Source organism: Shewanella denitrificans OS217, from assembly GCF_000013765.1.
Classification (GTDB): Bacteria; Pseudomonadota; Gammaproteobacteria; order Enterobacterales; family Shewanellaceae; genus Shewanella; species Shewanella denitrificans.
Genome location: NC_007954.1, coordinates 4,400,650 through 4,424,129, shown reverse-complemented (window position 1 = coordinate 4,424,129; position 23,480 = coordinate 4,400,650). Strand labels below are relative to the sequence as shown.

At 47.2% G+C, this 23,480-nt stretch carries 7 protein-coding genes; all 7 read left to right on the top strand.

Features of this window, described 5'->3' with window-relative positions; translation table 11 throughout:
* Window positions 1-175 precede the first annotated feature (175 nt).
* The 7 genes from SDEN_RS19175 to SDEN_RS19145 all read left to right on the top strand — a co-directional run bounded on the left by SDEN_RS19175 (window position 176) and on the right by SDEN_RS19145 (window position 23,472).
* Window positions 176-715, top strand: a complete 540-nt coding sequence (locus SDEN_RS19175; protein ID WP_011498100.1) for an NlpC/P60 family protein — start codon at window positions 176-178, stop codon at window positions 713-715.
* Between the two features lie 89 nt (window positions 716-804).
* On the top strand, window positions 805-1,338 hold the full coding sequence (mog, locus tag SDEN_RS19170) for a molybdopterin adenylyltransferase (protein ID WP_011498099.1): 534 nt from the start codon (window positions 805-807) through the stop codon (window positions 1,336-1,338).
* Window positions 1,339-1,775: 437 nt separating this feature from the next.
* Window positions 1,776-2,921 carry a tetratricopeptide repeat protein gene (locus tag SDEN_RS19165; protein ID WP_011498098.1) on the top strand — a complete coding sequence of 382 codons (1,146 nt, stop codon included), beginning with the start codon at window positions 1,776-1,778 and terminating at the stop codon, window positions 2,919-2,921.
* Between the two features lie 108 nt (window positions 2,922-3,029).
* The gene (locus SDEN_RS19985) at window positions 3,030-4,793 is read left to right on the top strand and encodes a LamG-like jellyroll fold domain-containing protein (protein WP_011498097.1); all 1,764 of its coding nucleotides are present in this window, start codon (window positions 3,030-3,032) and stop codon (window positions 4,791-4,793) included.
* Window positions 4,793-6,274 carry a LamG-like jellyroll fold domain-containing protein gene (locus tag SDEN_RS19980; protein WP_011498096.1) on the top strand — a complete coding sequence of 494 codons (1,482 nt, stop codon included), beginning with the start codon at window positions 4,793-4,795 and terminating at the stop codon, window positions 6,272-6,274. The genes SDEN_RS19985 and SDEN_RS19980 overlap by 1 nt, the downstream gene beginning before the upstream one ends.
* The gene (locus SDEN_RS19150) at window positions 6,271-7,677 is read left to right on the top strand and encodes a LamG-like jellyroll fold domain-containing protein (protein ID WP_011498095.1); all 1,407 of its coding nucleotides are present in this window, start codon (window positions 6,271-6,273) and stop codon (window positions 7,675-7,677) included. Before SDEN_RS19980 ends, SDEN_RS19150 begins: the two co-directional genes overlap by 4 nt.
* Before the next feature lie 84 nt (window positions 7,678-7,761).
* Window positions 7,762-23,472: a LysM peptidoglycan-binding domain-containing protein gene (locus SDEN_RS19145; RefSeq protein WP_011498094.1), complete on the top strand. Its 15,711-nt coding sequence runs from the start codon at window positions 7,762-7,764 to the stop codon at window positions 23,470-23,472.
* Window positions 23,473-23,480: the final 8 nt, after the last annotated feature.

Genomic DNA, 23,480 nt, shown 5'->3' with positions numbered 1-23,480 from the left:
ATAAATGCCTATCAAGCAGCTGCAATCTCACCATTGCAGCTATTCTTGCTAGACTATCTCATTTACCCGCTGTTCTTTTTGGATAAAATCCTGTAATAATGGCAAATTATTGCCTTTTATCTTTCTTTTGCGTTTAACGCTCTAAAAATGAGTTTTGAATGTTGGAGTATTCCCCTTGAAGAAGCTGTTATTGGTCGCGTGCTTAGTATTATTGGTGAGTGCTTGCGCCACCAAAGTGCCAGAGATAATGCAAGTGAAAAAGCCTGTGGCCCCAGCCCCTGTGGTGATGAAGCCCAGTTGGCATGAAGCGAGTTTACTCGAGTTTCATAATGAATGGCGCGGCACACCCTATCGATTAGGCGGATTGAGCAAGAAAGGGCTCGATTGCTCTGGCATGGTGTATTTAGCCTATAAAGATATTGTCGGCCAATATTTACCTCGTACCGTAATGGGACAAAAGGTGTTGGGCAAAGAAATTAAACGCCACGAATTGAGAATTGGCGATCTGGTGTTTTTCAAGGTCAGCCGCCGCACTCAGCATGTGGGGATCTATGTGGGCAATAACAACTTTTTGCACGCCTCGACCAAGAAAGGGGTGAAAATTTCTAGTATGAATAATGTCTATTGGGCGCCAAGGTACTGGACTGCCAAGCGTCTTGAAGATGTGGGCTTAGTGGCGGGGGGAGCCAGCTCGGCTGTAAAAACTGCTAGATAGATCGCTTTTTACTGCTTTAGCCCCGATGAGCTTGGATTTCTATGGTATTTTAGCCAGCAGCAAGCGAAATGCAGGAGCAATATACTATTATGAGCAAAGCGAAAATCGGCATAGTCACAGTCAGTGACAGGGCCAGTGCCGGCATTTATGAAGATTTGTCGGGTCAAGCTATCATAGATACCTTGAATGATTACCTCACTAGCGAGTGGGAGCCGGTTTATCAGGTGATCCCCGATGAGCGTGACATCATAGAAGCCACCTTAATTAAGATGGCCGATGAACAAGACTGCTGCCTGATAGTGACCACAGGTGGCACAGGTCCTGCCAAGCGTGATGTGACCCCAGAAGCCACCGAAGCTGTGTGCGATCGCATGATGCCAGGCTTTGGCGAGTTAATGCGCGCCGAATCGCTTAAATTTGTGCCGACGGCAATTTTATCCCGCCAAACTGCAGGCCTTCGCGGTAATTCATTAATTGTTAATCTTCCCGGTAAGCCCAAGTCTATCCGCGAATGTTTAGATGCGGTGTTTCCTGCAATTCCTTATTGCATCGACTTAATGGAAGGGCCGTTTCTCGCCTGTAATGAAGCCGTGATAAAACCCTTTAGGCCTAAAGCTAAGTAATCTCAGCTTAAGGTGGTAAATGCATATCAAATAGTACTTTGCGTCGATAACTATGTTGCTTTCACGGTAACAAACCTAAGGTTATTGGCGCCCCCTCCATATTGAGAAGCCTGTTGTCAACTAACACTCACGTCGAGTACCAACTCGTTCACTTGACTATATTCATTAAAAAATACTGAAATTCAAAATTGCTTAAACAATCATATTTACTCTATCGTTAAAGATCCTGATTAATGTGTTTAATATAGTGAATATGGGCATACGTTTTTTTAAGAGCATCATGGCTAGGTAGACTTACATATGTTTGATGTCAGAAGAGCTGAACATAAATTGAAAGCAATCAGTATGATACGCATGTTGGTTTTATGTTATTTTTTGTTGATTAATGCTTTTTAATATAGTACTTTCTCATCACAAGTGTTTACTATTTGGTCTGTATGGATATTTCAAGGAAGATTGAGCAACTAGAGTTTTTTCTAGAGCAGGATAAAAACAATTTGAATTTAATGTTAGATTTAATTTATCTTTCATTAGATACAGGTTCTATTGATATAGCAGAAAATTATCTATACAAGGCTCAAAAACTAGATCCTGAATCCTCTCAATTAATTTACTTATCGGGTTTAATTAGCTGTCAACGGAAAAACTTTGAACAAGGATTAATTACATTCAATTCTTTGCTGAGTGCGGGTGTTCGTTCTGCTAGTATTTTATATCAAGCTGCATATTGTAATATTCAATTAGGTAACCCAGAGACGGCATTAGAGCGACTTATTCACGCAAGTGAGCTATCACCAGAAACAGAAACATTGTACCTATTAGCCCGTACTCAATATCAACTTAAAAACTTTGAACTTGCAGTTTCTACATTAACTGCGCTAGCTGATAGGGACCCTAAGTATGCCCCCGCCCATAGTTTACTTTCTCAGATATATATGGATATAGAGCAGTGGGCAGATGCACAAGCGTCAGCGGCTAAAGCGTTAGCGTTAGATCCTAACAATGTGACTGCCAATATAACGATTGGGTTCATAACGTTAAATTCAAATCAATATGATCAGGCAGCTCGTCACTTTTCTCAAGCCTTGAATGTCAATGATGAGAGTTGCCGCACCCATTTGGGGCTAGCCATTATTGATGTTTTCCAACAAAGGTATGTGGAAGCCGAGCAGCATTTGCTTAAAGCTTTGAGTCTGCAAAATGATTTATTACCAGGGATTAACTTACTCGGCTGGCTCTATTTATTAACAGACAGGTTTGCCTTGGCAAGAGACGTTTTTGATAGGGGTGTAGAAGTCGACCGTAGTTATGCTGAAATGTATGGTGGTATTGCTATTGTCGATATATTAGAAAAAGATGAAACAGCGGCGCGAAAAAATGTCGCCGTTGCACTGCGTTTAGACAAAATGAGCTATGCAGGCAATTTTGCAAAAATTTTACTTTTACAAAATGCTCAGCGCTTATCTCAAGCCGAAAAAGTGTGGAAAAATTTGATCTCCTCACCAATAGATGAAACAGGTAAGACCTTAGAGCAAGCCGTGATTGAACAAATCAGGGCATATTTAAAAGTCACCCTTCATTAAAAGCATCTTTAAATTTAATTACATTTACAAGAATTCTTCGTTCTGAGGAATGAGCAGCTTTTATGTAAGAGCTGGTGTTTAAATCAGGGTTAAAGGAAAAACTCTCTAATGAAAAATAAAATAGCACTCGCTATGGGATTAATAGTTGTGGGTATAAGCCCACCTCTATTTGCTGATAGCATGAAAACTAGCTATTCGTTTAATCAAGCTAACGGTTATCCGGGTAATGGTGAGCAAAATAGCAATGGTAATAAAGGTTACTTCCCATTATCGGGTAATGGTCAGTTTATTACAGCAGGCCGTTCAGGGCTAGCGTTAGCCCAGGATGTGATGGTTGTTGGCGGATTAGCCCCCTTTAATAAAGATACACCGTTAACGGTTTCTTTATGGATAAAGCCTACTCAAGATGCCGCTGGTGGCACCATTTTATCCAGAAAACACAGCGAAAATGGCCAAGGCTTTAGCGTCGCATTTGATTTTGATATGAATCTGGAATTCACACTCGTCGATGAATTTGGCGGCTCAATTTCAGTGGCCACCTTAACCCCAGTGAATGTCGATCAAATGTGGCATCATGTTGCCGTTTCTTATAAGGGTGATGCGAATGCATCGAATATGGCCCTATATATCGATGGTCAAGTGACTGAATTAAAGCTGTCTTCAAATAGTTTGACCGGCCAAGTTGAGACCTACCATCCCTTAGTCATAGGTGGCAGCTCGTCATATACCCAAGCACTCGCTGCAGAAATCGATGAAGTGTATTTAGTGCCTCAGAACTTTAATGCTGAGCAAGTGACGTGTCTTTATCAATTGAAAACGGATTGTGCTTACAGGCCAACCACAGGCAAAGAGGGCCCTCGAGGCCCCATAGGTGAGCTTGGGGAGCAGGGTGATAGAGGTGCAACCGGAGTGAGCGGCCTAGCGGGCGATGTGGGCCTCAAGGGTAACGCGGGTTTACCAGGGCCAGTAGGCCCACAAGGTCCTAAAGGGCCTCAAGGTTTCACGGGACCTACTGGTTTAGCCGGAATAGATGGCTCAGATGGTATTGATGGCTCCGATGGCACCAATGGTGCACCTGGTGCTCAAGGTGCTGTGGGTGATAGCGGCATTCAAGGGCCACAAGGTTCAAAGGGATTGCAAGGAAACGTTGGGCCTAAAGGAGCTAGCGGAGATCGTGGTGCGCAAGGTGCCATGGGTAACCAAGGCGTTGCGGGCATCAAAGGCTCTCAAGGTGCGCAAGGACCCACAGGTTATACCGGTGGTGCGGGTGTACAAGGCCCCGCTGGCTATAATGGCCCACAAGGTCCTCAAGGAAACCCAGGTTTGACTGGTTACCCGGGGACGCCAGGTAGTGACGGGCCACAGGGTGCCACTGGGCCTAAAGGTACTGACATTAAGGGTTATGCGGGGACTCCTGGTGCCATTGGCCCTCAGGGCCCAAGAGGAAGACAGTTTTCAGTAGCTGAATGTCGCATGGGGGCTTTTTCTTTTGATAATAAGACATTATCACAATCTAAGGATTTCACGGCATTTACATCAGGTATTAATCTTGCCTTAAAAGGTGAACCCAATATTGGACCTGCTCCAGGGAAACCTGAATTAGATGGTGTCATAGATACTGAATATATTCTATCTCGTGCCATGCGGGCTAATAAGGCTGGGATTATATATATTAATTTTCATGTATTAGCGATTGAAACTAAAGAAGAAGAAGAAGCTTTCTTTTCGGCGTTAGATACAAGCGACAAAGCTGTGCATGATTTTATTGTGGATTTATACAGCCAAAAAGAACTCGACAACAGATATGCAGCTGAAATAGACAACATAATGGCGGCGCCCACTCCACTTCGATTTGAAGGAAGGACTCAGTAATGAAAAGGATTTTTCACTCGTTAACCACAGTCGCCCTCTTGGGCTTAAGTTCAGCATCGGCCGTGGCATCAAACTGGGATGCCCATTGGTCCTTTGCCGGCCATGGTAATGACAACTTTAATGGTGCCCATCATGGTGCCTTCCCGTTAAGCGGCACTGGCAGTTTCGAATTCGGCAAGCTTAATCAGGCCCTTTATTATGACATTCTTAAAGTGGACTCCTTGAGCATTCAAAAAGCGGCTGAGCCTTTCTCTTTGTCCTTCTGGGCCTTGAGAGAAACCCGTGATTATGCCGAGACCTTATTCTCTAAACAGCAGTCGCCATTCAGCGCCGGTATGTCGGTCAGCCTCGATGGTGCCAATGCCATAGTGGTGGATATTCGTAATGGTCAAGGCGGCAGTATCAAGATAAAGAGTCAGCAAGTCTGGACCGATATGAATGATTGGCATCATTTAGTCGTGACCTACAATGGCTCAATTCAGGCAGGTGGCATTAGTTTGTACCTTGATAATCAACGGCTCGATGTCGATGTTATCAGTGACAACTTAACCGGAGACATAGGGGCAAGTGACCCTGTCGTTATCGGTGCTGACAGCGAAACTAGCTACGCCACCTTCAACGGTGCCATCGATGAAGTCTATTTAGGCAGCCGCGCCTTTAATAGCAGTGATATCGAGTGTCTGTATGCACTGAGAGACAACTGTGTCGATCCCATTAGTGACGAGCCTCCAGTGATTGCCCCTCAAGGGCCACGGGGCTTTGAAGGCCCCGCTGGGCCACAGGGTCTACGGGGGGCAACAGGCTCGCAAGGTGTTAAGGGAGCGAAAGGCCCAATTGGCGACCCAGGCGTCAAAGGCCCGCAAGGCTCGCAAGGCAGCAAAGGCGATCTGGGCTTGAAGGGCCTAACAGGCATCGCGGGTAATCCAGGTGTTGATGGCCGTAATGGCCGTGATGGTAAAGATGGCAACGCGGGCTTAATGGGCTTACAAGGCCCAGATGGCCTGCAAGGCCCTAAAGGAGTCCGGGGGGATACTGGCCCGATGGGACCACAGGGCGATCCTGGACCTCAAGGCTTAAAAGGGGCGACTGGCGCCAAGGGCGTCACTGGAGCGACTGGCGATGCTGGCCCACAGGGCTATGCCGGTGCACCTGGCATTCCTGGTGCTGATGGTGTTCAAGGTAACCCAGGTTTACCAGGTTTGAAAGGGAACACTGGATCTTCTGGGCCCTCAGGCGCTCCTGGCGGCAAAGGCCCCAAAGGGCTAAAAGGCCCTCATGGGGATGTTATTCCTGGTGATAATGCCCCTGCATTTGGTCCACAGGGGCCAAGAGGCCCAGATGGCTACAATACTTATTACAGCACTGGTGGACGTAATTTTAGCATGGGAACAGTACTCTCTACGGAAAAAGCCCTGAGTCCGGTTGAACGATATAAGGCGATACAGGCAAGTAAAGCTATCCAGGATGGAGACATAAAATGAAGTTTAAATCACGAATCTTAGCCTCAGTATTGTGCATGATGGCTGCAAGCGTTACCGCCAGTGAATTTGGCGCCTATTACTCCTTCGAAGGCCAAGGCAATGGCTTTAAAGATACTTCAAGTAATGATAATAATGGCTACTTTCTAAACTCAGCCGAAGGCACTTATACCATGAGTGGCCGTAATGGCCTGGCATTAGAGAAGGATGTCTTGGTAGTGGGCACCATGCCATCCCATAAGAAAGACATGCCGATTACCGTGTCCGCCTGGGTTCGTACCTCAGAACTTCAAGGGGTACACCCGTTAGTGTCCAAGTTAGATGCCATCGGCAACCAGGGCTTTAGCATCACGGTTTCCCCCCAAGGATTAACCTTCAGCTTAATGGATCAGGCATTGGCGGGGATCACGGTATCCACCTCAGGGCTACCGTCATTAACAAGCTGGACCCATGTGGCAGTGACCTACAGTGGCAGTGGCAAGGCCTCTGGCGTCAAAGTCTATGTGAACGGTTTGGAGCAAACCACAACCACGCTTACCGATAATTTAGCCTTGCAAACCAATACCTTTGCACCACTTTATATCGGCGGCTCTATCAGAGAGCCGGCACCGTTTCCCGGTGCCATCGATGAAGTGTTAATTGCCCCTACGGCTTATTCAATTGGTCAAATTGGCTGTTTGGCCACTTTTGGCAGTGATTGTGCTACGGCCATCGGCCTAGGCCCTCGTGGTGAGCAAGGGGCACAGGGACCTAAAGGGCCTGCAGGCATTATGGGTGAAGCGGGTCCTCGCGGCTTGCAAGGCGCAACCGGAGATCAAGGCGCCATGGGGCCCACTGGTGAAGCCGGTCCTCAAGGGCCCCGTGGGGATATTGGCCCGATAGGCAATCAAGGTGTCAAAGGCGCCAATGGTGCCAATGGCAGCGATGGTGTTAATGGCCTAGCCGGTGCTACTGGGGCGAAAGGCCCTCAAGGCCGCGTGGGCGCGACTGGCCCACAGGGTGACATAGGCGCAACCGGCCCAAGTGGTCCTAAAGGGGTGACAGGCCCTAGAGGGGAGCAAGGTGATACTGGCCCTCGAGGGGATGCCGGTGCTCAAGGCCCCATAGGTGCACGAGGCATCACGGGTGCTACTGGTGCGAGTGGCCGCCGAGGCCCTGATGGTGCCATAGGCAATCCAGGCGCACCAGGTGATCGAGGCGCTCAAGGTTCGCCAGGCGCAAACTCAAGCCAAAGAGGTGATATCGGTGAGGGAGGGCTCCCAGCCACCGAGTATTATTCTAGTGCTGTCTTGCATTCCTTGCGAGTACAAAGAGCTGGAGCTAATGGTGCACAAGGGCCTGTTGGCCCACAAGGTTATCCTGGGCGCTGTATCTGTACTGGAAATCAGATTTGTCAGATTTATTAAGCAATACATTGATACCAGTAAACTAGCAATACGACAGGGCACTCCTTGAGTGCCCTTTTCCTACAAGGATTTAGGGGTTATACCATGTCATCACTTATAACATCAGCAGAACTTGGCTTCTTCGGTGCTCACAACGCCAATCAAAACGTATTGGGCGGCACGGCATTAGGTCAACGTTTAAATCATGCGGCGATTAATTTAGCCACAGGAAATCTGAGTGTGCAGCGTCAAGATCAGCTTGCTATGGCCAGGGGTGAGAATAATCAACTTGTCCAGACCTATAACAGCCTAGGTCAAGATGCTGATGGTGATAATTGGTGGTTGGGCAGCATGGCTCGCCTGACTTCAATACCCTTAGAGCATAAAGCGGGTAGCCTGATTGTCAGGCGCAACGGGGATGGCAGCCAGACAGAATACCTCTTTGATACCAACCGTGACTTATATGTTGCGACCGATGGCGAGGGCAGTCACGATACCTTAACGTTTGATGTCGCGCAGAATGTGTGGATTAGACAAACCGCGGCTAACAGCCAAGAAATATACAATGTTCAAGGGCGATTAACCCGTAAGCAAGACGCCCATGGGCAAAGCATTCATTTTACTTACAGTGCCGATAAATTGGTACAAATCACCGACGCTTCAGGTCAAGTGACCAATATCGATTATATTGCCCATTCAAAAGGCGCGAGGATCAGTGCCATTCGCACCACAGTGGCTGGCGCAGAGCGTACCGATGCTAGGTTTGAATATGACAGCTTAGGCCGCTTAACCCGAGTACAATATGACTTAACCCCTGAAGATAATAATATCGCAGATAATCAGGTGTTTAGCACGCGTTATACCTATGATGCTGACAGCCATCGCCTGGCGAGCATCACCAACAGCGACGGCAGCAGCTCTCGCTTTAGTTACAAGCAGCACACAGGACGCGGTAGCAGCTTTATTGCCCAAGGGGCATGGGTCTTAGCATCGATGACAGATGGCGAAGGCCGTACGGTGACCTTTGATTATGACGCGATTACTCGCAGCACAGATGTGACAGATGAACACGGGCAGGTAACCAGCTATCGCTATGATGATAAAGGCCAGTTATTGTCAATTGCAACTCCCCCTATCGATGGCACACGTCTACTGACATTTTTTAGCTATGATGCCGATGGCAATCTAATCAGTAAGAAAGACAGTGCAAATAAAGTCAGCCATTATCAATATGACAGTCGAGGTAATTTACTCACCAGTATTGATGCCAAAGGTCGAAGAATAGACCGACGCTATAATAGTGATGACCAGCTTATTGCTGAAATTCGTTATCGAGATATCGATCCCGATGGGATTGGTGCGGCGATGCCGACCGAGGCGTTAGTGACTCGATATATTTATGATGATAATAAGGATCTTCGTTTTGTCGTCAATGCCGATGGTTCAGTAAGCCAACATATTTACAATAGCTTAGGGCAAAAAAGTGATGCCTATACCTACCTTCAGGACAGCTATAACGTCATCAATATAGATAAAAATACTGATCTTAGTTTTAGTGAATTAACGGCGTGGGCAGCCACAAAAGACAGCAATAATACCCAGCACACCCGCTTTGAATATGATTTCCGTGGCCAATTGAGCCACATGTACCAGTACGATGGTGAGCTGGTTAAAAGTGCTAGCCACTATGTTTATGATTATGCCGGACGGTTATTGTCCCAAACTGACGCTACAGGGGCCAGCAGTAACTTTGTGTATGATGGTATGGGGCGGCGTATTAGCAGTCAAAATAGTGTCGGGGAAATCACCCTGATTAGTTATGATGACGCTGCCCAACAAGTTCATACTTTATATGCAAGTGGTAAGCTCAGCACTTCTGTCTATAACCGCGCAGGCGATCTGATTGAACAGTACGACACCTTAAATAATGCCAAGCAAAATCGCCAAGGTTATGTGTATGACGACTTGGGCCGTTTACGCATCTCGGAATCTGCAAATGGGGCGCGTAATTATTATTTCTATGACGCGAATAATCGTAAAACAGGCCAAATTAATGAATTTGGTCAACTTTCAACCTGGACTTACAATAAACAAGGCGCAGTAGTGCGTTTGAGCCGCCATAGTCAGACGGTTGATCCGAGAAAGTTATCCTCAGGCCAAGGCCAGCTTAATGAAGCACTGTGGAACTTAGCGTCTTTTACGCAGCAAGCCTCAGGTAATGGGGATAGCACTGAATACCGCATTTATGATGATTCAGGTTTACTGAGGTTTTTATTAAATTCAACCGGCACCGTCACAGAGCACACCTATGATGGCTTAGGGGTATTGACCCACAAGGCCGTTTATGAAAAACAGCTGCAAATGGCTAATATTCCAGGTGATATTACCGAAAATAAATTAATCGCCTTGTTGTACGATCTCAAAGTGGCCAGCATTAATAACGATGTGATTACCACAGGTCGCGATCCAATCCAGCCATACCAGTACGTCAACCATGCTCAACTGCAAGATAGATTCTTAGACACACAAATTTTAGGGATCAGTAAAACAGGGGGATTTGAAGCCCGTAACCCAAATCAACCTTATGGCTACGTTAATGGCGCAGATCATCCGCTGTATGTGGTAAAAGATTCGGAGTCAGCGGTAGAGCAAACCCGGCTTGCCGATGGACGCCAAGCATTAAGCTGGACACCTAATAGCTTAGCGTGGCCTAAAGTCGAAATCGGCTATCGCATTCTGCACAATAATGATCAATTTGAGTATTTACCCACAAGCTTCAGTAATGGGCAATACTCGGTTGAATTGCCGCCGTTAGCCCGTGATGAATATGAAATTACGATTTTATATAAAGATGCGTATAACCAAGTTCGTAGTCAATCTGGTGGCGCTTTCACGCAGCTACGCCAAGGGGATCCTGAGCAGAAAACGATTCAAGTGAAAAACTTTGAGTCGCACTGGACGGTCAGCGCAGGCAGCGGCAGTAGCTTGAGTGGCGTTATCCCCGCTCACCTGTTCGCTAACCTAGAAAAGGTCACGGCAAAAGTTTACCTCACCGATTCAGACGTGGTGCGCACGGATTTAAATAATTTAGACTTCATCACCCAAAGTGACACCTTAGCTTCGGCATACCCAGCCTATCAAGGACAGGTAAACTTAAGCTTAGGCGACGCGTTATTATCGGGTCGCTATCAAATTCATTTAACCTTAGAAAACAAAGATGGTTCAACCTCGTCTCTGGATCCTTTCCTCTATGAAATCGGTAGCCAGAGCACAGGTTTACTCAGTCAAACCTTGACTTGGCCGCTGGAAACATTTGAATCATCTAATTCGGTTCACAGTGCACGCTATCGTAGTGGCTACCGTAATACGGCGTGGACATCGATACCTGTGTCAGTGGTGGATGGCCAATATCAGATTAAATTTGATGAATTACAGGCAGGACAATATTACGAAGTCGAATTGGTACATCAGCAGGGCGCGCTGAATTATTACGGCGTGGTTGAAAATCGACTGAGCAGTACTTTCCTGTTTCAAGCCAATGACGTTGACAGTTTAGTTGATGCTCGGATGCAAAAAGACAGTCTTTCAGATCAGCGTGTCGATGGCAGTGCCATTACAGGGGTGTATACGCCAGCTGAAGCGGCAAACATAGACTATGTGCTGGCCGATGTGTTTGATAAGGCGAGCGGTAAGCTGATTACCAGTGCGTATACTTATATGAGTAGCCAAAGTGGGGGGGCTGGCAACATCAACCTCAGTACTGAAAAGCCATTAGAAAATGGCCAGTATCGCATTGAGCTTCGTGCTTACCATAGAGGCAGTAGCAGCCAAAGTTCAACAAAACTGTTTGACTATGAAATTGGCCAGCAGCAAGAAACCACACGTCCCAGTATTGTCAGCATTACGCTGGACGATTTGCCGGATAATGCTGAGCCTTTCTACTTTTTCCCGCAGCTCAATGGCGCGCGTTATGAAAAAGGGACGGTAAACGAAAATAACGAGTTAGTGGTATCGGTGAATGACTTATTTGTTTATGACACTCGTCAGGTGCCTGATGGCCTGTTTGATATGTTTATTCAATATCGAGATAAACAGACTGGTGAGATGATCGATCGTTATTTCACCCAAGTAAAAATCAACTATGAATCCCATGATTCAATCGTGTCCGACTTCGATAATCCGTTAGTGGCGCCAAAAGGCAAGCATGAGCAATTTTATCATGACTCACAAGGACGATTAGTTGGCAGCATCGCCGCCGATGGTGCCTTGAGCGAATATAAGTATGATAAAGCGGGTCAATTAGTCGAACACATTCAATATGCCGAACTGAGTGTGTATGGCAGTAGCCAAAGCTTTGAAGCTTGGGATGCCATCTTAGCCCGTCAAACCCGTTCTAATGCGGATCAAACGACTCGGTTTATTTATGACAAAATCGGCCGAAAAGTCGCTGAAATTGATGCCGAAGGCTACCTGACATCATTCAAGCACGATGCTGTGGGTCGAGTCATCACACAGCAGCGTTTTGCTGCTCAAATTAGTGATACCACTCAAGACTTGACGAGTTTACTGGCCCTGATGCAGGGAATATCGTCACAAGTGACGCATTATACTTATGATGCATTGGGACGAATTACTCAGGAACAAGCGCATACGGGTGTCACCACCACGAACACCTATGATAGCAATGGTGCACTCACCTCACAGCTCAAATATGACAGCCGTAATAACGACTATCAACAAGGGTTGGCGCGTCGATTCGATGCATTAGGCCGCGTCACTGCTCAATTGGATGCCATCGCCACAGAAAAATTGCGCACTAGCAGCAATGCCAGCCAGCAAGAAGCGGTGTGGCAGCAGCATGCCACATTCTTCAGTTATGATAATGCGGGCCGTGTGATCCACAGTTATCAAAATCATGCCCAAGTTAAAAATAGCCAAACAGGTCAAGTGAGCAGTAGTAAAATCGATAATTGGTTTTATTACAATGGCGCCGGCCAGTTAATCTATACCGTCGATGATCAAGGCGTGGTTGCAGAGAAAGGCTACGATGCATTTGGTCGTCCAAATCAAGTGAGACGATATTTTCAAGCGATTAATACCCAGGGCTTAACTGGTGGCACCCAACTGACCCAGGTGAGTCAGCGTTTAGTTTTATCTGGCTCAGACTTGGTGTCTTCATCGAGTTATGACACTCAAGACCGCCTCAGCACCACTACGGATATACGCGGTTTAACAAGTCGCATCAGCTATGATGTCTATGGCCGCGTCGCGAGTCGTTTCAGCCCAGACAGCACCGTGAGTAGTGTCGGGGTTCAAGTTAATTATCAGTATGATGCCGCAGGTCGGTTAACTCAATCGACTGAGCAAGCCAATGGGTTATCCAAAACGGTCGAGCATACTTATGATGCCTTTGGCCGCCAAATAGCAAGCAGAATGTCTACCGGTGGTGTGGTGACTCGACGCTTTGACAAGTTGGGCCGTGAAATCCAGCAAACGAATGCGGCAGCCCACAGTCAGCAAGTGACTTACGATGCCTTTAGTCGTGCAGTGAGTGTGCAGGATGCCCTAGGGCGTGTGACGCAATATATTCATGACGATGCCAACAATAGTGTCACCATTATTTATCCTGGCAACATCCAAGTGCAGCGTAAGCATGACGGTTTTGGCAATCAGCTAAGCGTGACTGACGCCAAAAATAACCTTAGCCTTTATAGTTACGATGAATTAGGTCGCACCCTATCGAGCATACATAAAGATGCCGCAGGCGTGGTACTGAGCCAAACGAGCAGTAAATTTAACTCTCAAGGGCTGATTGCCGAGCAAACAGAAGCCAACGGCAGTGTGAATCGATATTATTATGATGCGAGTAATAATAGTGTCGAGCAGGTTCTCGATGTTAATGGCGTGGGATTACGTACTCTCTATGCTTATGATGCCTTAGGTCGGCAAATAGAAGTGACCCAAGCCGATGGCGTAAAAACGCGTTTCAGTTACGACACTTTGGGTCAGATGGTTGAACAAGTTATCAATGCCACTGGCACTCCTCAGGTAATAACACGATACAGTTATGATGCCAGAGGTAATCAAGTTAGCCAGACAAACACGGGGCAATATGCCGGGCAACAGCAAGAAACACACTTTAACTATGATAGCCATAACCGTCTAATTGAGAAAATTGAAGATCCGTTAAACCTTAATCGACATACCCGCTATAGCTACAATGCCAATGGCAAAATGGTGCACAGTTTCACCGATGGCGGTATGGCAACCTATCAAGTTTATGATGAGCTAGGGTTAAACCAACTGTTGTTCAGCATTGATCAGTCGGGCAAGGTCACAGAGTATAAGTATGATGCGACAGGGCAAAAGATAGCGACCCTGACCTATGCTAAGGAGATTAGCACCACCGGATTAGCGGCAGCGATATCTAGCGTGTCTAGCCCGCGTACCGAAGTGCAGCAACGACTGCATGACAGGGGGCTGTTTGATAGCCGTCCCGGTGCCCCACAAGGTCAACTGACTGAATTAAACGATCATGATTTAAGCCTGTTTGATAATAAAGGCCATCAAGTTTTTAGTATCAATGCTAACGGCTATTTAACTCAATATTATTACGACGCGAATGGAAATAATATTGGTCAAAAGCAATATAAAGAGAGCATTACGGCGCTGTTAGCCCTAAGCGGCAGTTCAACGGTGACCTTGGCTGATGTGCAGAACTTATTGGCATCCCAGACTGCAGAGTCGCCATTAGCTTATTATAGCGAGCGGCACATATTTGATGGATTAAACCGTCTGCAATACAGCGTAGATAGCCGTGGTTATGCGACCTATTATGAATATAATCCAGCAAGTCAGTTAATTCGTACCACACGTTATAGTTCACCGACGAATATTAACTCAAGCGATCTCTCTCAGGTATTGAAGGCTGCCGATCTTAATTTAAGTCCAAGCCAAGCCGATACCCTGACACAAACCTTGTATGATGGTCTCGGGCGTCAGCAACTCACGATTAACAGTGAGGGATTTGTGACTGAGTACGTCTATGATACTCAACATAGAATCACTCAAACTCTTCAGTATAAACAATCTGTTACAGTGCAAAATTACCAAACAGTGGCGAGTGTTCGCAGCCAGCTTAATCCCGCCTCTGCGGTGGTCACTAAAGCGTGGTACGATAATTTAGGCAATGCGTTATTTAGCATCGATGCGCTCGGTTATTTAACGGCACTCACTTATGATGATCTTGGCCGTGTGACGCGAACAGAGCGCACCAGTGTGCCGGTTTCGCTGGCAGTCAATGCCGATGAAGCGGCGGTGCGCTTAGCGTTTATCCGGGTGCCCGGTCCAACTAAGCGTTTTAATCAAATTGAAAACTTAACCTATGACAGCTTAAATAGGCTCATCAGCAGCAATAATGGCCGCGGTCAGACGCAAAACTTTGCCTATGACATCAATGGCAATAAACTTTATGCCGAAGATGTGCGCGGGTTACGTACTTATTTCAGCTACGACATTAATGGCAGAATAAGCCGTAAACTGGTGCCAATCAGTGACACGCAAGGCAAGGTGATTGATTACCAATATAATGCCAAAGGCATGTTGGTTAATGAGACTCATTATTCCACTGCGGTTAATCGTTTTGATCCCCAGGGTGCCCATCTGAATGCCCAGCAAGTCACGGTTATCAGCAATAGCAGTACGGGAGGCGATAGCCACCTACGTTATGATTATGATGCTGAAGATAGACTGGTGCGTAAAACCCAAGTGGTGCCTTATTTGGATGGTGTCACCGCTCAAACACACTTAGTCACTGAATTTAGCTATAACCATTTAGACCAAATTACTGAACAAGTCAGTCATAGTGGGACCGCACAAGAGCGGCGAACTCAGTTTGTCTATGATGGTGAAGGTCAGCTGGTTCGAGAGAGTAAAGCCGCGGGTACCTTGGCGCAAAGTATCACGGAATATCGCTATGATGCCTTTGGCAATCAAACCCATATCATTAGTGCAAATGGCGTGGCACTGGCCGAGTCTGACAGTCAATGGGCCCTGGAAGCCCGTCAGCGCTTAGGTTGGGTCGTTAACGGTGCACAAGGTGTTAGGGCTAAGTTTGCTAATGAATTAACCTCGGCGCAAAAAGAGCAGGCTAGACTCGAATATGCCGAAATCACGACCTATGATGAAATTGGCAGAGTGCTCACAGTTACCGATGCCAATGGTGCTAAAGTTATCACACAATACAATGCCTTAGGTGGCATAACCCGTCATGTTAATCCTGCGGGTCAGCAGAGCATTATGATCTATGATGATGCCAATCGTGTGCACTTTGCTATCGATGCCTTAGGTGTGGTCAGCGAGTATGAATATACGGCTAGGGGAGATATTGAGATCCAGCGCCGCTATCAAGTGGCGTTAACTGGCGGCTATAGTGCGCAATCGAGTATTGCTGATATCGCGGCATTGGTTGCCCAGCGTCCAGGCCAAAGTGGGCGCACCACAAGCTACGTCTACGATAATCTCGGTCAAGTGATCCAAGAGATTGATCCTATGGGGCAGAGTCAGTTCTATGAGTATGATGCTGCCGGCAATGTGAGCGCTCACATTGACAAGAATGGCAATAGAACCGAGAAGCGCTATGATGCGCTGAATCGCTTAATTGAGCTTAAAAGCCCTCAAGTCACTATCGTGACCAACGCCGCAACGAGAGAAACCATCAGCGGCTCAATCCTTACCCGTTACGAATATAATGTGCTAGGTCAAAGGGTAAGTGAAACCAAAGCGGTTGGCACAGCACAAGAGAGCACCACACGTTATGAATTTGATGCCTTAGGGCGTGAAGTTAAGGTTATTTATCCTTCTCGTTTGGTGGCCAATGGCAACAATGGGGCGAAAACCCGCGTTTACCCGACAGAAACGCGTCAATATGATTTGCAAGGAAACTTGCTGCGCAGCAGTGATAACTTGGGCCGTACCCAAGTCAAAATATATGACCAAGCAAACCGGTTAACGCATTGGGTGGATGGCAGCAATGTCCTTCGCACCTTCGATTATAATAGTGCCGGTTCAAAGGTCGCTGAGCGGATTTATCATGATAAAGTCACCAATGTAAACAACGAGAGTGTCATTCGCCATATGGCCAACACTGGCGCTTACCAAGAGTCTCGCTACCAGTATGATGATGCTGGGAGATTGGTGGGTGAGTCCAAAAGTGATGCGCTCTATTATGAGGTGGCCTCAGGCTTTAGTCAGAGCAATGCCTCGACACGTATTGTCTACAACTTAGCCGGCAAGGAAGCCATTAGCATAGATGCTCGAGGTGTTTCTCAATATACCTATTACGATGCCAATGGGCTTGCTGTGCTCACCATTAATGGTGATGGTTATGTCTCAACCCGAGAATACGATGCCAATGGTAACAACATAAAGGAAGTCGTCTACAGTAAAGCATTAACCGCAGGACAAATTGCCAGCTTAACGGCCAATACGCCAGTCAGCAGTATTTTACCTCTGTTATTACAGACAAATGATAACCGCACCACAGTCTTCAGCTATGACGCCTTGAATCGAGTGGTTGAGCAACAGGTTAAAAATGTGCGCTATAGCACGCCTTCAGGCAGCAATGTGACCAATGGGATGGCAGATGTCACCAGCCGTTATCAATATGATGCCAATGGTAATGTCACCGTGACTGAAGTGGGGGGCATTAAGAATAGCCTTTGGGTCGGAGAAAAAACCCAAGTTAGCTTCCAGTATGACGCCTTAAATCGTCAAATAAAGTCCACCGATTCTAGCTATACCGATTTTAGTAACCAACAGGTGACACCGACGCGTTTCATGGCATTCGATGCCATGGGCAACCAGGTCTTAGATGTGCAAGACAACAGTTATGGCGCGGTCGGCACTATGGATGATGCCGATAAAATTACCACCCGTTATTACGATGACTCAGGCCGCTTAGTGCGCCTCACGGCTCCGGGTGATATCGACATCATCTACATACATGATCAATATGGAAATGTGATCGTTAAGCGAGAGAAACAAACCTATTTAGCCTATCAAAATGCCTCACTGGGTGCGCATAGCCAGACGCGCTGGTTGGTTGAGCGCTATAGCTATGACGATGCTAATCGTCAGGTGTGGCATCAAGACGCCAATGATGTGACCCATAGCACCCGCTATAACACGCTAGGCCAAGTGGTCGCCAAGGGGACCATGGGCAATGAGCACACCTTCTATGAATATGATGCCAATGCCCGCCTTACCTTCAGTAATGATCAAGGTAAGCACCGTCGCTTCTTTTATGATGAAAATGGCAATGCCACCTTAGTGGTCACCTCCACAGGGACACGTTTGGATGATAAATCCATGGCGTGGATGTTGGCGGCCAATAAACAAGATCACAATTTCCACTTCACCGTTAACCGTTTCGATGCCCGTAACAACGCCATCGAGAGTATCGATCCTGAGTTGGCCTACCTGCGTGCTCAAGCCAATGCGGCCCCTGCCACCGGCAATGTACCCAGCAGTAACTTCTCCCGTGGGGCAGCGCAAGTTGCCATGGGGGGCAATATCGATGTGAAATTCCATTTGATGGCCTCGGGTTCAGACCGCAAACCTGAGCAATTCTTAAAGCAATATGGCATGAGCTTCACTTTCGATGGCATGGATGATTACTCAGGCAAGCTAAGACTAGAGTGGGATACCGGGTTTGCCGGCTATGGCTCTCAAGGGGTAAGTGAAGTCGATATCAGCAAGAATTCATATTACTTCCAAGGTATTAATAGCCCTAAGAGCTATATCTCAGGCAAAGATGAATTCAACCGCTACGGTGTCAAAGCCCACGGTAGAACCACCACAAGCAATATCAAGGAACGTGGGTTTGTCTATAGTGTTAAAACCTTCAAGCAAGATGCTCAAGGTAATTGGGTGTTTTATAAAAACCTCACCGGTAGCTATGGTTGGGAAGGTGAAGCCCCTGAGGTTAATCAGTATACCGCCCGCTCTAACCCCAAGGACAGCCACAGCGTGCCGGCACTGGTGAGCTTCTCAGATCAACCCGCAGAAGCGACGCGATTAAGCTTTTATTATCGCCCAAAAGACAGTACCGGGGCTTTCAGTAAGCTGATCGCTAATTACGGGGGTAATGGCCGTTTTGCTGTGGATGTCAGCAGTTTAGGTCAAGGTGAGTTCGAGTACTACTACCAGTCGAACGACTCCATCGGTAAGGTTATCAATGGCGCCAAGGGGATGATGACCTTAGGGGCGCAGACGCAAATCAGCCACACGAATACGGTTAAACCCGATTTATCATTGCAAAGTTTGCAAGTGTTATCTGAGCAGGGATTAAACGATCTTAAGCGTTACGCGAGCAGTAAATCCCAAAGCTATAATGCCTTTGGTCAAATCTCCAGCATCACAGATGGCCGTGGCTACACCACACACTACCTCTATGACAATCGAGGCCAGTTGGTCCAGCGGACTGACCCTACCACCTCGGTGACCGCTGAGAACGGCATTACCAGCAGGTTGAGTGTCAGCACCCGTTATGCCTATGATATTCAAGGTAACCAAGTGAGTGAAATTGATGCCAATGGTCAGCGTCAAGTTCGCCAATACCAAGCGGGTAAGTTGGTTTCACAGTCATTTGCCGATAACACCAGCCAAAGCTATAGCTACGACATCTACGGGCAGATGCGCAGTGAAAGGACCAAAGACAACCGCTTTGTGAGCTACAGCTACGATGGCACCGGGCAAATTATTCAAGTCGATCGTGCGGGTCGTAACGATGATATTTATGTCTATAACCAGCAAGGGCAACAATTAAAGCATGAAACCGGCTTTAATAACGTGGCCACCGGCAACGCCAATGTCAGTTATTTTGAATATGACCGTCAAGGACGGTTAATTCGAGGGATAGATCCCGCCGGTTATGAAACCCAATATAACTACAGCTTCCAAGGAGACATAGGCACCTATGGTGGCTGGGTTAAACAAACCGTCCATGCCACTGGGGATATTTCATTAGAGCATAATGACTACTTAGGCCGCATGGTGTGGAAACAGGACATGGGCGGCACCACATCCTATTTCTACTATGGCTCAGCCACAGGTCAGCTTGATTTACAGGTCAGCAGTCGCGGTCAAGATATCCGCTATAGCTATTATGAAAATGGCTTGCGCAAACAAATTGACGATATCGGTGCCAATAACTTTGCCACCTTTAACTATGATGCCAATGGCAACACCATAGGCGAAGAGTATTTCTATCTTGATGCCGGTGGCTCAGCCGTCTACAGCCAGCAAACCGTGGCGAGCTTTGATGAACTTAATCGCCTCAGCCGAGTGACCGATAGCGGCCTTGATATTCGCTATGATTATGATGCCGTCGGTAATCGCCGCCGCATTCGCAGTGATTATACCCAAATTAATAATATCAGTGCCGACGTCGATCATTGGTATACCTATGATGCGGTCAACCGTGTGGTTATCTCTAAGGGGGATTTGGAAAATGGCCAAGTGGTCCGTGGTGATGGTGTCAAAATCAGTTACGACAGTGGCGGTCGCCGTAAAACCGTTGAAAATGGCGCTGGCTCAGTAGAAACCTATACCTATAACGCATTTGGCTGGTTGGTGAAGGTCGATATTGACGGCGATCAGCGAGTGGTGCGGACCTATTATGATGGTGGTTACCTGAAGTCGGTACAAGAATATCGCCCAGCCGCCGCCCCGGTGCTGCGCTGGCGCAGTTACAATAGCGAGCGCGGCCGCATGGAGGAATACGGTGAGCCGTATTTATATTATCCAGGGGATAACCGTGGTCAGTTGGCCTCAGACACCAGCTACACCTATAACGCTGCAGGGCAGAAGATCAGTGAGAATGTGAGCCGTTATGATAAAAATGGCACCAACACAGAAAAATCTAACTCGACCTTCAGTACTGATAAGCTGGGCAATCAACTTTACAGCAGTGTCAGTACGTCTTCATGGAGTGACAATAAGTGGCACACCACAGGGCAAACGACCCGTTACGGCTATGAAAAGTGGGACACGTACAAGCAAGTCAAAATTGAGGTTGCCGGTCAAACTGGCGGCGAACTCAGATACGACTGGGGCAATGGCTTGTCTAAGTTGCAATATGACGTCAATGGCAACTTAGTCACGGCAACAGACACTTATGCGGGTCGATTACTTAAGTATGTCAACAGTTTCGATGGCAAGGTCTTAGTCCGTAACGAAGAAACCCCAAGGTACACTAAGCAACATAATTACTTTTACTTCAATGGTATAGGTATCGGTGACATAGGTGATGATGGCCCAAGCTATCGTGACTATGCCACGGTATTGGCCGATGCCCAGCGGAAAAAGTCCACCAGTAATGAGCAAGAATACCGTCCGGTGATCGCCGCCGATTTCGATGCGAACTATGTGCCCGTGGGCCGCCAAAGTGGCGTGAGCAGTGGCAGTTATACGGTACAAGCTGGCGACTCCTTGATGGGCATCGCCGCGCAATTATGGGGCGACAAGTCGCTGTGGTATTTGCTGGCAGACGCCAATGGTTTACGTGGCACCGAGCGCCTTGCGCCAGGCACCACATTGACACTGCCTAATGTGACCAGCACCAATTTACACCATAGCGCTGAAACCTTCAGGCCTTACAACCCGGGCGCGGCCATGGGCGATGTCAACCCGACATTACCTGAAATCCCGCCACCGCCCATTCCGCCACAAAAAGGCGGCTGTGGTGGCATCGCCATGATAGTCATGGTAGTGGTGGCCGTGGTCGCCACCGTCTTTACCGCCGGCGCAGCATTGTTGGCTATGGCACCTGGAGCGACAATCGGTGGTGTCCTCAGTGGAGCCATGACTGCAGGGATGGGAATAATGTCTGGTGCCGCTGGCCTTACCGCTGGCGTCGCTGCAGCCGCCTTTGCCGGCGGGTTTGTGGGCAGCGCCGCCAGTCAATTAGTGGGCAAGGCCATGGGGGTGGTCGACAGCTTCTCACTGAAGAAAGCCTTAGTGGGCGGGGTTACTTCAATGGCTACGGTTGGTTTGGCGACAGGTATTAGAGGGGTAGCCGAGATTGCTGAAGGCGCAAATTTGACGCAGGCAGCAAAGATTTGGCAAGCGGGGCTCAGTGTGCCAATGAATGTCGGTATCAATCAACTCGCCGGTATCGACACATCATTTAGCTGGGGTAATGTGGCCGTGTCTATGTTATCCACCGCCGCGATGACTTCTGATGTGATGGCTGGGGTGATGAGCAGTATTCCACTGGGTGGCAGTGATGTCGCCAGCTTCGATTGGGGTAATACTATGAGAGAGACCGCCGCAGGTGTCATCGGTGCTGGGGTCAGTTATGCCCTAGGCAAGGCGATACTCAAAGGCGCCGATAGGCCCTCGTGGAACTTCAAGCAAGTGGCCATGAGTGCCTTTGGTAATGCGGTCGGCTCTGAAATCAACCGTAGCCAAGCCAAAGCAGGCTTAATGGAGCAAGAAGCAGAGCAAGCGCGTAAAACTGCAAATTTGATGAAAGAGGTTGAGCAAGCGTTTGCCAAAATAGCGCAGAAAGCTACGAAGTCGGCAGATGAAATAACAATAAAGCATATTGATGTTGATCAAGCGATGCAGGATAACAAAGCTAAAATAGCCATTAAAAGCCAGCAAGTAACTGAAGATGCTATTGAGAAAATGGAAAGTAAACAGCAGCAAAGAAGGCAGAGCTTTATTGAAGGTGCCCTAGAAAATCAACAAGACATCAATGATAAAATTACTAAGCTGGGTGAAACCGTAGAGAAAAACCGAATACAAAGAGAAGCTGAAAGTGACAAAATTAGAGAACGATATAGAGAAAGGGATATTAATTTTAGAATTAACAATCCAAAAGAAGAGCTCTTTACACCATTAATTTCAGAAGAGCAGGTGCAATGGGCGAATGATGTGCATCAAGCTCAAAAAGATTATAGGGAGCAATGGCGCAAGGAGCACGTAAATGGCGCCCGTTTGGGAGATGATTTATGGGACTTAGGTAAGTCTTTAGTCGATAACAGCCAGTCAATTTGGTACACAGCAAAAGACATGGCTAGTGCTTATCAGCGCTTCGATAACTACACGGACTTAACTTTACATACGCTTAAAGGTGTCGGGAGTATTGCTGCCGACATTGGGGAAGTGGGCCTGAACTTGGCGGAAGTTGGTTTATCCGCAACCATCATGCCGGTGTGGCAACAAATGGGTTATTTAGATGGAGGAGCCGTAGAGATTGAAGGTAGTCTATACCTAGAATCGCAATTAGGGGGTGGTGCTGGGGGGTCATTAGCATTTGCCTTTAACCCCGATGGCAGTGGCGGGGTTGCAAGAGCGTTAGATATGGGCTACCAACAGTTTGTCAATCAATCGAGCTTTTCCTATGAGTTATCCTTGGCAACAGGAGCTACAATGGAAGCTGATGATTTCTTGAATGGATACCTGATAACCTATGGTGTTGAAGTTGAACTGCCTAAGACCAAGCATTTGCTCATTCCAGATAGCGTTAATGTGTTTCAGGGGCATACTTATAAAAAGGATCCTAATGTTTTTGGGTTTACCGACCCAAGTAATATAGATAAGAGTGTTGAGGGCTTTCAATTTTCCAAGAGTTTTGATTTTGGAAGTAAATCGAACAGCTTGATAAACAGTAAGGTGGCTGGCTTCGTGGCGTTACAGAATTCAACCAAAATTCCTAGATTCGATTTTGAAGCAAGTACTTGGGGACAATTCTTGTATGGTGTGCAAAACAGTATTTTCACTCAGAAAGGCTGGATAACAGGAGATTAATACATTTA